Origin of the sequence: Streptomyces sp. CB01881, assembly GCF_002953255.1 — a bacterium.
GTDB lineage: Bacteria > Actinomycetota > Actinomycetes > Streptomycetales > Streptomycetaceae > Kitasatospora.
The window spans coordinates 6,848,445-6,861,156 of record NZ_CP026498.1 but is presented as its reverse complement, the minus strand read 5'-3'; the positions used below and the strand labels follow the sequence as shown (position 1 = coordinate 6,861,156).

Here is a 12,712-nt window from a genome sequence, read left to right as displayed (position 1 = left end):
GATGTCGCGGACGATGCCGCCGATGCCGGTGGCCGCGCCCTGGTAGGGCTCGATGTACGACGGGTGGTTGTGCGACTCGACCTTGAAGGTGACCGCGTAGCCCTGGCCGACGTCGACCACACCGGCGTTCTCGCCGATGCCGACGAGCATCGCGTCGTTCTTCGGGGCCTTCTCGCCGAACTGCTTCAGGTGGACCTTGGAGCTCTTGTACGAACAGTGCTCCGACCACATGACGGAGTACATCGCGAGCTCGGCACCGGTCGGGCGGCGCCCGAGGATCTCCCGGATCCGCGCGTACTCGTCCTGCTTGAGGCCGAGCTCGGCCCACGGCTGGGCGGCGTCCGGGGTCTGCTCTGCGTTCTTGACGGTGTCGAGGCTCATCAGGCGTTCACCAGCTGCTTCAGGACGGAAGTGAAGAAGCCCAGGCCCTCGGTGGTCGGACCGGTGAGCGGCTCCACGGCGTGCTCCGGGTGCGGCATCAGGCCGACGACATTGCCCGCGGCGTTGGTGATGCCGGCGATGTCGCGGTACGAACCGTTGGGGTTCACATCCAGGTAACGGGCCACGATGCGGCCCTCCGCCTCCAGCGCGTCGAGGACGTGCTCGTCGGCGACGAAGCGGCCCTCGCCGTTCTTCAGCGGGACGACGATTTCCTGGCCGGCCGAGTAATCCCGGGTCCAGGCGGTGCCGTTGTTCTCGATGCGCAGCTTCTGGTCGCGGCAGATGAAGTGCAGCGAGTCGTTGCGGGTGAGCGCGCCGGGCAGCAGGTGCGATTCGCAGAGCACCTGGAAGCCGTTGCAGATACCGAGAACCGGCATTCCCAGCTTCGCCTGCTCGATGATGGTCTCCATCACCGGGGAGAAGCGGGAGATGGCACCGCAGCGCAGATAGTCGCCGTAACTGAATCCGCCCGGCAGGACGACGGCGTCGACCTGGTGGAGATCCTTGTCACGGTGCCAGAGGGCGACCGGCTCGGCGCCGGCCAGGCGGACCGCGCGCTGGGCGTCGCGGTCATCGAGTGAGCCGGGGAAAGTGACGACGCCGACGCGGGTGGTCACTTGCCCTCCTCCTCGATGTGGACGGTGAAGTCCTCGATCACGGTGTTGGCGAGAAAGGTCTCGGCGGCTTCGCGGATACGGGCGAGCGCGGCGTCGTCGACCGGGCCCTCCAGCTCCAGCTCGAAGCGCTTGCCCTGGCGGACGTCGGCGATCCCGGTGAATCCGAGACGGGGCAGTGCGCGCTGCACCGCCTGTCCCTGGGGGTCGAGGATCTCCGGCTTGAGCATGACGTCGACTACGACGCGTGCCACTGGCACTCCCGGTGGTGTCTTCGTGAGGCGGGGGAACTCCAGACTACCGGGGGTTTCGGGTGGGATTGCTGGCCGGGGAGGGCGACGCGCGTAGACCCGAGACCCTTACGCCGCAAGGGTTCCGGGCCTGTGCCCCACCCCGGCGGCCACCCCATTTCTGCGGATTCGGCTCGGCGAACGAGAACGGCCGAAGAGCACCCGAATACCGGCACTCCGGGACAGATCGGCCAGCCGAGTGCGCCACTATCCCGCACTCCGGCGAAGAGACGTGAATATCCGGAAAAGAAAGCCGGACTCTTCGATTTCGACCCGCTTCGGGTGCAGAATAGGGCCACCTGCCGCGGCAAGCGCTGCGTATCCGGCACGCCGTCAGGCCTGCCCGTATGCACTTGCGCGTGTGGTGCACATCAGGCCACGGGAGCGCACCCCGCGCCCTTCGGCCGAATTGCCCGAGAGGATTGACACCCATGGCTCAGCGTGTAGTCGTCACGCTCTCCGACGACCTGGACGGCGGCGCCGCCGCGGAAACCGTCCACTTCGGCGTCGACGGGAAGTCCTACGAGATCGACCTGTCCCTGGACAACGCGGAAAAGCTGCGGGAGGCCCTCGCTCCGTTCGTCGCGGCCGGCCGCCGCCAGAGCCGCACCGGAAAGTCCTTCCGCCGCACCGCGCTCACCCCGGACCCGTCCGCCGTACGCGCCTGGGCGCAGTCGCACGGCATGGAGCTGCCCGCCCGCGGCCGCATCCCCAAGGCGGTGTACGAGGCGTTCGCCGAGGCGAACTGACCTCACCGGGACCCGGTCGTCCCACCTGCCCGAAAGGGTGGGGCGACCACCCCGAACGATGCTGTAGAGTATTCCTCGTCGCCGCAACGGAGAGATCCGAAGAGGCGGCGGGTGCCCCACCAGGCACCATGCGGACGTGGCTCAGTTGGTAGAGCATCACCTTGCCAAGGTGAGGGTCGCGAGTTCGAATCTCGTCGTCCGCTCGCAGTGCGCGAGCACAGCACAACTCAATAGCAAGACCTGCGGACGTGGCTCAGTTGGTAGAGCATCACCTTGCCAAGGTGAGGGTCGCGAGTTCGAATCTCGTCGTCCGCTCCAGTACGAAGGGCCCCCTCGATCGAGGGGGCCCTTCGGCGTTCCCGGTACGGGGCTTCCCGGCAGGGTGTTCCCCGCACGGGACTTCACCACCCAGGCTTCCCGGCAAGGGGTTCCCGGCGCGGTATTCCGCGCCGGGCCGTTCCCGGCCGGGCCGCCGGCGCCGGGGCGATGACATTTGTCATCGCCGGCCCGGGTAACCGCACCCCGTTCTCATGACGGCGCGCACTGCCCGCGGGGCCCGGGCGGCGGAAGGCTTGAGGCATGGAAACGAGCCAGCCCCCCGCCCCGAGCGAGCCCGTGATCGAGGTCACCGGCCTCCACCGCCACTACGGCTCCGGCGCCACCGGCTACCACGCGGTGCGCGGCGTCGACCTCACCGTCGGCCGGGGCGAGCTGTTCGCACTGCTCGGCACCAACGGGGCCGGCAAGACCTCCACCATGGAGCTGATCGAGGGCCTCGCCGCCCCGACCGGCGGCCAGGTCCGGGTACTCGGCCACGACCCGCACCGCGAGCGGGCCGCCGTCCGCCCGCGGATCGGCATCATGCTCCAGGAGGGCGGCTTCCCCGGCGACCTCACCGTCGCCGAGACCGGCCGCAGCTGGGCCGGGATGACCAGCCACAGCCGTCCGGTGGACGAGGCACTGGAACTGGTCGGCCTGGCCGGCCGCCGGAACGTCCGGGTCAAGCAGCTCTCCGGCGGCGAGCGCCGCCGGCTCGACCTGGCGATGGCCCTGCTCGGCCGCCCCGAGGTGCTCTTCCTGGACGAGCCCAGCACCGGCCTCGACCCGGAGGCCCGCGCCGCCGTCTGGCACCTGGTCCGCGACCTCCAGGCCGAGGGCACCACCGTGCTGCTCACCACGCACTACCTGGAGGAGGCCGAGGAGCTGGCCGACCGGCTGGCCATCATGCACGGCGGCCGGGTCGTCACCACCGGCACCGTGGCCGAGGTGATCGCCGGCCGCCCCGCCCGGATCACCTTCGAACTCCCCGAGTACTCCGGGGTCTCCCTCCCGCCGCTGACCGGGGCCGAGGTCCTCGTCACCGGCCGCCGGGTCACCGTGCAGACCCCGCGGCTCCAGGCCACCCTCACCGCGCTGCTCGGCTGGGCCGACCTGCACGGCGTCGCGCTCGGCGCCCTCGACGCCCGCAGCGCCTCGCTGGAGGAGGCCTTCCTCGCCATCGCCTCCGAGGCCGCCCACCAGCCCCCGGCCGACGCCCCCGCCGCCCCCACCGCCCGCCGCCGCCTGATCGGACTCGCCCGATGACCACCGCCGTCTCCACCGCCGCCGCCGGACCGCAGAGCACCACCGTCCGCCGGCTGCTCGCCCTCGGCCGGGCCGAGGCCACCCTGCTCGTGCGCAACCGGACCGCGCTGTTCACCGCCCTGCTGCTGCCGGTGCTGCTGATCGGCGGGCTGAAGAACATGCTCGACGAGCAGGCCAAGAGCAACCCCGGCCTCGACGTCGACTCGCTGCTGGTCAACGGAGCGGTCGGGATGGTGCTGGCCTTCGTCGTCTACTACAACCTGACCGCCGCGTACGTGGCCCGCCGCGGCGAGCTGGTGCTCAAGCGGCTGCGCACCGGCGAGGCCCGGGACGCCGAGATCCTGGCCGGCACCGCGGTGCCCTCGGTCGGCCTCGCCCTGCTGATGTGCACCGTCATCGGGGTGGTCGGCGCCGGCGCCCTGCACCTCGCGATGCCGGTCAACCCGCTGCTGCTGGCCGCCGGGCTGGTGCTGGTCGTCGGCACCCTGATGGCCCTGGCCGCGATCTCCAGCGCCTTCACCAGGACCGTCGAGAGCTCGGGCATCACCACCATGCCGGTCCTGCTGCTCACCCAGTTCGGCTCCGGCCTGTTCTTCCCGCTGGAGGTCATGCCGGACGGCCTCGCCGACGCCTGCCGACTGCTGCCCACCACCCCGGCCTTCCAGCTGATCCGCGTCGGCTGGTTCGGCACCGACGGCTCCGAGGCCGCCACCGGCTTCGCCGGCACCTGGGCCACCGCCGCCCCGCACCTGGTCACCGGCACCGTCTGGCTGGGCCTCGCGGCCTGGGGCGCCGTCCGCTACTTCCGCTGGGAGCCGCGCCGCTAGGACCCCTCCGCACCTGGTAGGAAGGGCAGGACACGATCATGGCCGGACGGGGGACGAAGCAGATGGACGTACGCGGGCCGATACGCACCTGGAAGGGCTACGGCAAGCCGCAACGCTCCGAGCTCTACCTCCGCTGGTCGCTCTACCTGATGCCGCTGATCCTGATGGCGACGGTCCTCCTGGCCGCCGGATCCGCCGTCGGCCAGGAGGCCTACCGGAGCACCGCCCGGGTCAGCCTGGTCATCGGCCTGGCCACCACCCTGCTCAGCCTGCGGGCCTACCGCACCTCGCTCGACCACTACCTGAAGCGGCCCACCACCCACCTGCGCTGGCTCGTTCTCACCGGCGCGACGGCGTTGGCCGGCTGCTGGGCCGTGCTGCTGCTCGGCCGTGCCGCGGGCCCGGAGAACCCGGCCGGCCCGCCGTTCACCGTCGTGGTCGTCTCCTCCCTGGTGGCCTCGGCCTTCGGCCCGGCGTGCGTGGGCCTGCCGCTGCGCCGGGCGGTCCTCGCCGGGCTCGGCGGCCGTCTCCTCGTCGTCCCCGCCACGCTGGTGGCCGGGATCGACGTCGCGACGTCGGCAGGGATGGTGGTCGGCGACCTGATCATGATGGCCGTCATCGGCCTCAGCTGCCGCGGCTGCGCCTGGCTCCAGGGCGTCGTCTGGGAGCTCGACGCGGCCCGCGAGGCACAGGCCCAGCTGGCCGTCGCCGAGGAGCGGCTGAGGTTCTCCCGCGACCTGCACGACGTGATGGGCCGCAACCTCACCACCATCGCGCTGAAGAGCGAGCTGGCCGTCCAGCTGGCCCGGCGCGGCCGCCCGGAGGCCGCCGACCAGATGGCCGAGGTGCAGCGGATCGCCCAGGAGTCCCAGCGCGAGGTGCGGGACGTGGTCCGCGGCTACCGCACCGCGGACCTGCACGCGGAGGCGATCGGCGCCCGGGCGGTCCTCCGCGCGGCCGACGTGGCCTGCGAGATCGACCTCGGCGACGACGCCGACGGGCTGCCGCAGCAGGTCCAGTCGGTGCTCGGCTGGGTGATCCGCGAGGCGACCACCAATGTGCTGCGGCACAGCGAGGCGGGCAACTGCGTGATCCGGCTGCGCCGGGAGGACGGCCGGGCGGTGCTGGAGCTGGAGAATGACGGGGTGCCGGCGGTGCCGATCCCGTCCCAGGGCGGCGGCACCGGGCTGCGGGGGCTGCGCGAGCGGCTGGCCGCGCACGACGGCGAGCTGAGCGTCCCGGCCACCGGGCCGGGACGGTTCCGGGTGCTCGCCACCGTCCCGCTCTGAGCCGCCGCCGCGCCGCGTCACCCCGTAAGCCCGCCACCGCCGGAAGGCCCGCCCGATGACCGACACCGCCCCCGTACGCGTCCTGCTCGCCGACGACGAGCACCTGATCCGCGGGGCGATGGCCGCGCTGCTCTCCCTGGAGGAGGACATCACCGTGGTCGCCCAGGCCGCCTCCGGCCCGGAGGCGGTGGCGATGGCGCAGGCGCACCGCCCCGACGTCGCGGTGCTGGACCTCCAGATGCCCGGCCTGGACGGCATCCAGGTGGCCACCGAGCTGCGCCGGCTGCTGCCGGACTGCCGCACGATGATCGTCACCGGCCACGGACGCCCGGGCTACCTGAAGCGGGCGCTGGAGGTCGGGGTGCGCGGCTTCCTGCCGAAGACCGTCTCGGCGGCGGACCTCGCCGGGATCATCCGCACCGTGCTGGCGGGCGCCCGGTACGTCGACCCGGAGCTGGCGGCGGACGCGATCAGTGCCGGCGAGACGCCGCTGACCCCGCGCGAGACGGACGTGCTGGAGCTGGCCGCCGACGGCACCTCGATCGCCGAGATCGCCGAGCGCGCGGCCCTCTCGCAGGGGACCGTCCGCAACTACCTCTCGTCGGCGGCCGGCAAGCTGGGCGCCGAGAACCGCCACGCGGCGGTACGGATCGCCCGCGAGCACGGCTGGATCTGAGACCCGGCCGCGCCCGCGGGAGGACGCGCTAGACCCAGGGGGTGCCGGTCAGCAGCTGGTAGACCTCGGCGTACTTGGCACGGGTCTGCTCGACGACCTCGGCCGGCAGCTCCGGCGGCGGCAGCTCGCTGTGGCGGTCCCAGCCGGAGGCCGGGGAGACCAGCCAGTCGCGGATGAGCTGCTTGTCGAAGGACGGCTGCGAGCGGCCGGGCTGCCACTGGTCGGCGGGCCAGAAGCGGGAGGAGTCCGGGGTGAGCACCTCGTCGCCGATCACCAGCTCGCCGTCGAGCAGGCCGAACTCGAACTTGGTGTCGGCCAGGATGATGCCGCGCTCGCGGGCGATGTCCCGGGCCCGGGCGTAGACGTCGAGGGTGGTGCGGCGCAGCTGGTTGGCGAGCTCGGCGCCGACCCGGCGGGCGGTCTCCTCGTAGGAGACGTTCTCGTCGTGCTCGCCGACCTCGGCCTTGAGGGCGGGGGTGTAGATCGGGGCGGGCAGCTCGGAGCTGTTCTCCAGGCCCTCGGGCAGCGCGATGCCGCAGACCGTGCGGTCGGCGTTGTACTCGGTCAGGCCGGAGCCGGCCAGGTAGCCGCGGGCCACGCACTCGACCGGGATCATCTCCAGGCTGCGGCAGACCAGCGTGCGGCCCTTCCAGTCGGCCGGGGCGCCGGCCGGGACCTCGGTGGAGATCACGTGGTTGGGCACGATGTCGGCGATCCGCTCGAACCACCACAGCGAGAGCTGGGTGAGGATGCGGCCCTTGTCGGGGATCTCGTTGGGCAGCACCCAGTCGTGGGCCGACATGCGGTCGCTGGCGACCATCACGAGGTCGCCCGACTCGGCGCGGTAGAGGTCGCGCACCTTGCCGGTGTGCAGGTGGACCAGGCCGGGCACCTGGACCGGCTCGGGCTTGGTGACAAATCCGCTCAAGGTCGTCTCAGTCCTCAGGGGTCGTTCGCGGGCGTGGGGCGCGAAAGGGGAGGTCACTGCCCCTGAGTCTGTCATGGACGCCCGCCCGGGCCCCTACGGCCTCGGGCTCAGCCGTTCTTGCAGAGGCGGTCCAGCAGGTTGGCGGTGGCCCGCTGGATCCGCTCGTCGGTGAGGCCGGGCCGGTCCAGCGCGGGCGACCAGGCGAAGGTGCCGGAGGCGAAGACGTACGCGCCGCTCGGCGCCCGGTAGAGCGAGGTCTCCTGGTAGCGGGTGCGGCCGCCGAGGTCCCGGTACGGGGAGTGCGCGAGCAGGACCCTCTCGGTGTGCTCGGGCAGCGCCACCTTGGGGTAGTAGCGGTCGGCCTCGCCCGCCACCAGGCCGGGCAGCTCGTCGCCCTCCTGGACTCCGGTGCCGTCCCAGAGCCAGTGCGCGGTGTGCCGGGCGACCAGCGGGACGGGGGCGGCGACCCGGCCGGAGTACTGGAGGCCGAGCAGGTGCTGCTCGGCCTCGCCGGCGTCCCGCCAGAGCGCGCTGGCGGCGCCGGGGGCGCCGACGGCCGGGCTGCCGGGCTGGACCTTCTGCCGTTTGCGGCAGTTGAGCAGCCGGTTGGGCTCGCCGGAGGGCGCCGGGCTCAGCTCGACCCGCCAGTACATGGTGTTGGCGGAGAGGAAGACCAGCGAGGTGCCGCCGTCGCGGGCCCGTTCGGCGGCCCGGCGCATCGGCTCGGACCAGTACTCGTCGTGGCCGGGGAAGACCAGCGCCCGGTGCCGGGACGGGTCGACCAGGCCGGCGTGCAGGTCGGTGGCGGTGGCGTAGGAGAGGTCGTAGCCGTACCGCTCGGCCCAGCGGATGAAGTCGTAGGCGTGGCCGACGTGCAGCGGCAGCCCGGCGGTGGCGTGCGGGCGGTCGAAGGAGACGGTGACGGCCGCCTCCGGCTCGCCGACCAGCCGGCCCTGGTCGTCCCAGGCGTGGTAGAGGCTGGCCCCGCTGCGGCCGTCCTCGGGGAAGAGGTTGTACGCCTGCCAGGTCACGTCCGGGAGCACCAGGAGCAGCTCGGCGGCGTGCACCTCGTCCTCGAAGTCCCGCACGGTGAAGGGGATGTGGCTGCGGTGCAGCATGTCACCGGTGGTCAGCACCGCGACGTAGGCACCGGGCCGCCAGTGGGCGGGGATCTGCAACCGCCAGGAGTGCCACCAGTGGTGGCAGGAGACCGTCCGGCCGGCCACCAACGGGGCGGGCTGGGCCAGCCCGGCGATCAGCGGGCTGGACGTCATGTGGTGGGCGCCGTCGCCGCCGTAGTGGCCGATCCGGTAGACGTCGACGGTGAACTCGCGGGGCGGGTTGACGGTGACCCGGAAGTCCACCGAGCCGCCGGGGCGGACGACGCCGGCCGAGGCGAAGCCCTTGATCTGCTGCACCACGTCGTTGGCGCCCTGCGGGGTGCCGACCGGCGGCTTGGGTCTGGCGCCCCCGGCCAGCGGCTGCTGGCCCGGCGCGTCCACCGAGACGTACCAGGGGACGGCGCCCTCGGCGCCCGCCAGGTACTGGTCCGGACTGCGCAGCCAGGGCAGCGGGCCCTGGCCGAAGGGGTCGGAGACGCTGTACGCGTGCGTTCCGGACTCCCAGCGGCGGTTGAGTTCCGTCCCCACGCGCCCCTCCCACGGATGCACCTCGCCGGATGGCATGTGCCCACCGGATGTGCGTGCGGTCTAAATACACCACAGAGTGCTGGCGCTGCGTCACCCCACGGTAGCAACTAGTGGCGGGGAATCTTCCGCGCTGCCCCGGGGAGGGCTCCGGCCTGCGAAGACCCGCCGTTCCCGGCCGCCCCGGGGGCGCGAGCGCGAGACCCGAGCGCCCCCCGCCCGGAGCCGGCCGGACCCGGACCGGCTCAGAGCCGCACCGGCTTCTCCAGCCGGACGTCGGCGGCGTCCAGCCAGGCGCGCAGCGGGCCGTTCTGGCCCTGCTCGACGGCCTGTGCCACCGGGGCGGCCAGGTCGGTACGGCGGACCCCGCCGATCAGCAGCACCGGGCCGTCCAGCCAGTCCAGGCCGGGGGTTGCCCCGGCGGTGTCGACCGCAGCGCAGCAGACCATCGCGGTGACGTGGTCGACCAGGAGGTCCTGGCCGGTGCGGACGGGCTCCAGCAGGGGCGCGGGGGCCGTGGTGCGGGCCAGCTGGGCGGTGAGCGCGGCGGCCAGCTGCTCGCCGTCGCCCTCGGCGAGCCGGGCCAGCAACCGGGTGAGGGTCGGGGAGCCGGGGCGGGCCTGCGGGGCCGGGCGGTCCAGGGCGGACTGCAGGGCCGCGGCGCGGGCCCGCCAGCCGGCGTCCACCACCTCGGCCGGGTAGTCGGCCCAGTCCAGCTCCCGCCAGCCGCCGGAGGCGGGCCGGCCGAAGAACAGCTCCGCGGCGAGCAGCGAGACGGCCTCGTCCACCGTGCCGGGCTCCTCCAGCAGGTCGCAGGCGGGTCGGTCGCCGAGGCGGCTGCCGTAGCCGTCGGCCAGGCGGTCGCGCCGGGACAGCTCGGTGAGCGCGGCGACCACGCCGGCGTTGAGGTGCGCGGGGTGACGGCCGAGCCGCCAGGCGGGCAGCGCGACCCGGGTGAGCAGCCGGTCCCAGCCGGCATAGGCCAGGCCGACCTGCTCCTGCGCGGCGATCCGCAGGCCGTAGTCGACCGTCCGGGCCTGCTCGGAGGCCCAGCCGGCGACGGCCCGCTCCAGCTCGGCGGAGTGCGCGCGGCAGGCGCCGAGCAGCCGGCGGGTGATCCGGTCGGTCAGTGCGGCGGGGCCGCGGCGGCCCGCGGGCGGGGCGGCGGGGGCGGCGGCTCCGGCCGGCCCGGGGGCGGCCTCGTCCAGGCTGGCGTCCAGGCTGCGCAGGAAGCGGCGGGCGGCGGCGATGTCCGGGTCGGCGGAGGCCGCGGTGCCGGCCACCACGGGGGCGAGCAGGGCGCGCAGCTCGCCGGCCCGCATCCACCAGAGGAACGGCGAGCCGATCACCAGCACCGGCGCGGGCGGCTCGTCGGTGCGGCGCGTCGCCCGGAGGCCGGCCCGGCGGTCCGCGGGGACGTCCTCCAGCCAGCTGTCGCAGTCCGGGGTGAGCGCGATCGCGGAGGGCGCGGGGACCTCCAGCCGGTCGGCCAGCTCGTCGATCAGCCGGTACAGCTCGGGGGCGTGGGCCCGCTCCAGCGGGACGGCCGGGGTCCGCGGCGGGACGGCCCGGCGGTAGGCCCGGGCGGCCAGTCCGGCCACCAGCAGGGTGGCGGCGGCCACTGCGCAGACCATCCAGCGCACGGCGTCCCAGGCGGCGGCGTCGGAGGCGCCGGGCGCGCCGAGCCGGCCGGTGAACCGGCCCGCGAGCAGCACCACCGCGACGGCGGCGGGCAGCGCGGCGGCGGCCAGGGCAAGGCCACGGACCCGCAGGACCGCGTGGGCGTGAGCGCGTGCGGTGTCGAAAGCGGCCATACGGTGCGGCACCCCCTTCGGAGCCCTCGGGCGCCCGGCGACGGGCCCTGAGCCGACTCGAAACGATCGGTTCCGACCGGGGAAACGGAGGCTCCGGTCCCCGGTAGTACATGCTGCGTGGCGCTTCTGACATTTTTGACGCCCGTGCCCGGGTGGGTGTTCCGGATCTCCCCGGTTTCCACTCGTCCCGGTGACGGTGCCCGGATTCCGGACGACCGTGCCGGGGCGTCGTGCGAAGCGGTCCGGGCGTGCCCGCCCGGCCGGACGCCGTCCAGCATCCCCCCGCGCGACCACCGCTACCCGGCGGCGGCCGCGAGCGGCACGGCCCGGGGCGCTGCGGACCAGCGCACCATAAGGCCGGGCAGCCGGTTACGTCAGCCGGATGCGGTTGCTGTCACTCGATGGGCTGGATTCCGGCCGCCGAACGGTGCGGCGGCCACCGGAAGCGCTCCAACTCCCCCGGACCCGCAAACGCCGCAGGGCGCTGCGTCCATGGGGGTTGTTTCCCCGCGAACACAGCGCCCTGCGGCACGCCGAAACCGCCTGCTACTGCGCGGCCTTGAGCGCGATGTCGGTGCGGTGCCGGCCGCCCTTGAGGCTGATCCGGCCCAGCGCGTCGTACGCGCGGCCCCGCGCCTCGGCCAGGTCGGCGCCGGTGGCGGTGACCGAGAGGACGCGGCCGCCGGCGCTGAGCACCCGGCCGTCCTCGTCGGCCCGGGTGCCCGCGTGCAGCACGTAGGCGGTGCCGTCGGCGGCCTCGGCCTCGGCCAGGCCCTCGATCGGGTCGCCGGTGCGCGGCGCGGCCGGGTAGCCCTCGGAGGCGATCACCACGGTGACGGCGGCGCCGTCGTCCCAGCGCAGCGGCTCCAGCTGGTCCAGCGTGCCGGTGGCGCAGGCGTGCAGGACGCCGGCCAGCGGGGTGCGCAGCCGGGCCAGCACGACCTGGGTCTCCGGGTCGCCGAAGCGGGCGTTGAACTCGATCACCCGGGTGCCGCGCGAGGTCAGCGCCAGGCCCGCGTAGAGCAGGCCGGAGAACTCGGTGCCCCGGCGGCGCAGCTCGTCCACGGTCGGCTGCAGGACGGTCTCCAGGACCTCCTCGACCAGGCCCTCGGGCGCCCACGGCAGCGGCGAGTAGGCGCCCATGCCGCCGGTGTTCGGGCCCTCGTCGCCGTCCAGCGCGCGCTTGAAGTCCTGCGCGGGCTGGAGCGGGAGGACGGTGGTGCCGTCGGTGACGGCGAAGAGCGAGACCTCGGGGCCGTCGAGGTACTCCTCGATGACGACGCGCTCGCAGGAGGCGGCGTGGGCCAGCGCCTCCTCGCGGTCGGAGGTGACCACGACGCCCTTGCCGGCGGCCAGGCCGTCGTCCTTGACCACGTAGGGGGCGCCGAAGGCGTCCAGCGCCTCGGCGGCCTCGGCGGGGGTGGTGCAGACGTAGGAGCGGGCGGTGGGCACGCCGGCCCCGGCCATCACGTCCTTGGCGAAGGCCTTGGAGCCCTCCAGCCGGGCGGCCCGGCCGGAGGGGCCGAAGACCGGGATGCCGGCCGCGCGCACGGCGTCGGAGACGCCCGCGACCAGCGGGGCCTCCGGGCCGACCACGACCAGGTCGGCGTCGAGCCGCCGGGCGAGCGCCGTGACCTGCGCGCCGTCCAGCTGGTCGACCGGGTGGACCGTCGCCACCTGCGCGATCCCGGCGTTGCCCGGGGCGCAGTGCAGCTCGGTGACGGCGGGATCTTGGGACAGAGAGCGGCACAGGGCGTGTTCGCGGGCGCCGCCGCCGATGACGAGGACCTTCACGGTTGGCAAGGGTAGTCGGTGGCCGGTTCCGGCTGTCCCCCGGTCCCGTCGGAACCTCCA

Annotated in this window: 12 protein-coding genes and 2 tRNA genes; 7 read left to right on the top strand and 7 right to left on the bottom strand. The window is 73.9% G+C overall.

Translation table 11 applies throughout. The features are described from left to right. The 3 genes from C2142_RS19750 to purS form a co-directional block, all read right to left on the bottom strand. Nucleotides 1–381 (bottom strand): AIR synthase related protein (locus tag C2142_RS19750; RefSeq protein ID WP_346766385.1); only part of this gene is annotated, 381 nt, incomplete at its 3' end. After that, entirely contained in the window at nucleotides 381–1,058 is a 678-nt protein-coding gene (gene purQ / locus C2142_RS19745) for a phosphoribosylformylglycinamidine synthase subunit PurQ (RefSeq protein WP_148643886.1), read from the bottom strand. The genes C2142_RS19750 and purQ, both read right to left, overlap by 1 nt. Beyond that, on the bottom strand, nucleotides 1,055–1,309 hold the full coding sequence (gene purS, locus C2142_RS19740) for a phosphoribosylformylglycinamidine synthase subunit PurS (RefSeq protein ID WP_148643885.1): 255 nt from the start codon (nucleotides 1,307–1,309) through the stop codon (nucleotides 1,055–1,057). Before purS ends, purQ begins: the two co-directional genes overlap by 4 nt. A 467-nt stretch (nucleotides 1,310–1,776) precedes the next feature. Here purS and C2142_RS19735 point away from each other — a divergent pair, with 467 nt between their 5' ends. From C2142_RS19735 to C2142_RS19705, 7 genes are all read left to right on the top strand, one after another. Then, nucleotides 1,777–2,094: an Lsr2 family protein gene (locus tag C2142_RS19735; RefSeq protein WP_148643884.1), complete on the top strand. Its 318-nt coding sequence runs from the start codon at nucleotides 1,777–1,779 to the stop codon at nucleotides 2,092–2,094. 130 nt (nucleotides 2,095–2,224) lie between these two features. Beyond that, nucleotides 2,225–2,297, top strand: a tRNA-Gly gene (locus C2142_RS19730). 39 nt (nucleotides 2,298–2,336) lie between these two features. Continuing rightward, a tRNA-Gly gene (locus C2142_RS19725) sits at nucleotides 2,337–2,412 on the top strand. A 261-nt stretch (nucleotides 2,413–2,673) separates the two neighbouring features. Then, nucleotides 2,674–3,678, top strand: a complete 1,005-nt coding sequence (locus tag C2142_RS19720; RefSeq protein WP_148643883.1) for an ABC transporter ATP-binding protein — start codon at nucleotides 2,674–2,676, stop codon at nucleotides 3,676–3,678. Further along, nucleotides 3,675–4,505, top strand: coding sequence for an ABC transporter permease (locus C2142_RS19715; protein WP_148643882.1), 831 nt, complete (start codon nucleotides 3,675–3,677; stop codon nucleotides 4,503–4,505). The genes C2142_RS19720 and C2142_RS19715 overlap by 4 nt, the downstream gene beginning before the upstream one ends. Nucleotides 4,506–4,543: 38 nt before the next feature. Continuing rightward, nucleotides 4,544–5,794 carry a histidine kinase gene (locus C2142_RS19710; RefSeq protein WP_148643881.1) on the top strand — a complete coding sequence of 417 codons (1,251 nt, stop codon included), beginning with the start codon at nucleotides 4,544–4,546 and terminating at the stop codon, nucleotides 5,792–5,794. A 55-nt stretch (nucleotides 5,795–5,849) separates the two neighbouring features. Continuing rightward, a complete protein-coding gene (locus tag C2142_RS19705; RefSeq protein ID WP_148643880.1) occupies nucleotides 5,850–6,470 on the top strand; it encodes a response regulator transcription factor in 621 nt (206 codons plus the stop codon). Between the two features lie 28 nt (nucleotides 6,471–6,498). On the opposite strand, the gene C2142_RS19700 is transcribed toward C2142_RS19705, so the two are convergent. The 4 genes from C2142_RS19700 to purD all read right to left on the bottom strand — a co-directional run bounded on the left by C2142_RS19700 (nucleotide 6,499) and on the right by purD (nucleotide 12,652). Then, nucleotides 6,499–7,398, bottom strand: a complete 900-nt coding sequence (locus C2142_RS19700) for a phosphoribosylaminoimidazolesuccinocarboxamide synthase (RefSeq protein WP_148643879.1) — start codon at nucleotides 7,396–7,398, stop codon at nucleotides 6,499–6,501. Between the two features lie 107 nt (nucleotides 7,399–7,505). Next, nucleotides 7,506–9,047 (bottom strand): N,N-dimethylformamidase beta subunit family domain-containing protein, encoded by a 1,542-nt coding sequence (locus C2142_RS19695; protein WP_174315665.1) that lies wholly within the window; start codon nucleotides 9,045–9,047, stop codon nucleotides 7,506–7,508. 242 nt (nucleotides 9,048–9,289) lie between these two features. After that, entirely contained in the window at nucleotides 9,290–10,858 is a 1,569-nt protein-coding gene (locus C2142_RS19690) for a hypothetical protein (protein WP_148643877.1), read from the bottom strand. Nucleotides 10,859–11,404: 546 nt separating this feature from the next. Next, nucleotides 11,405–12,652 carry a phosphoribosylamine--glycine ligase gene (purD, locus tag C2142_RS19685; protein ID WP_148643876.1) on the bottom strand — a complete coding sequence of 416 codons (1,248 nt, stop codon included), beginning with the start codon at nucleotides 12,650–12,652 and terminating at the stop codon, nucleotides 11,405–11,407. Between the last annotated feature and the right edge of the window lie 60 nt (nucleotides 12,653–12,712).

Bases quoted from the DNA above. Each gene is read 5' to 3' on its own strand.
- C2142_RS19735 (WP_148643884.1), top strand. From the start codon at position 1,777: ATGGCTCAGCGTGTAGTCGTCACGCTCTCCGACGACCTGGACGGCGGC.
- C2142_RS19720 (WP_148643883.1), top strand. From the start codon at position 2,674: ATGGAAACGAGCCAGCCCCCCGCCCCGAGCGAGCCCGTGATCGAGGTC.
- C2142_RS19715 (WP_148643882.1), top strand. From the start codon at position 3,675: ATGACCACCGCCGTCTCCACCGCCGCCGCCGGACCGCAGAGCACCACC.
- C2142_RS19710 (WP_148643881.1), top strand. From the start codon at position 4,544: ATGGCCGGACGGGGGACGAAGCAGATGGACGTACGCGGGCCGATACGC.
- C2142_RS19705 (WP_148643880.1), top strand. From the start codon at position 5,850: ATGACCGACACCGCCCCCGTACGCGTCCTGCTCGCCGACGACGAGCAC.
- C2142_RS19690 (WP_148643877.1), bottom strand. From the start codon at position 10,858: ATGGCCGCTTTCGACACCGCACGCGCTCACGCCCACGCGGTCCTGCGG.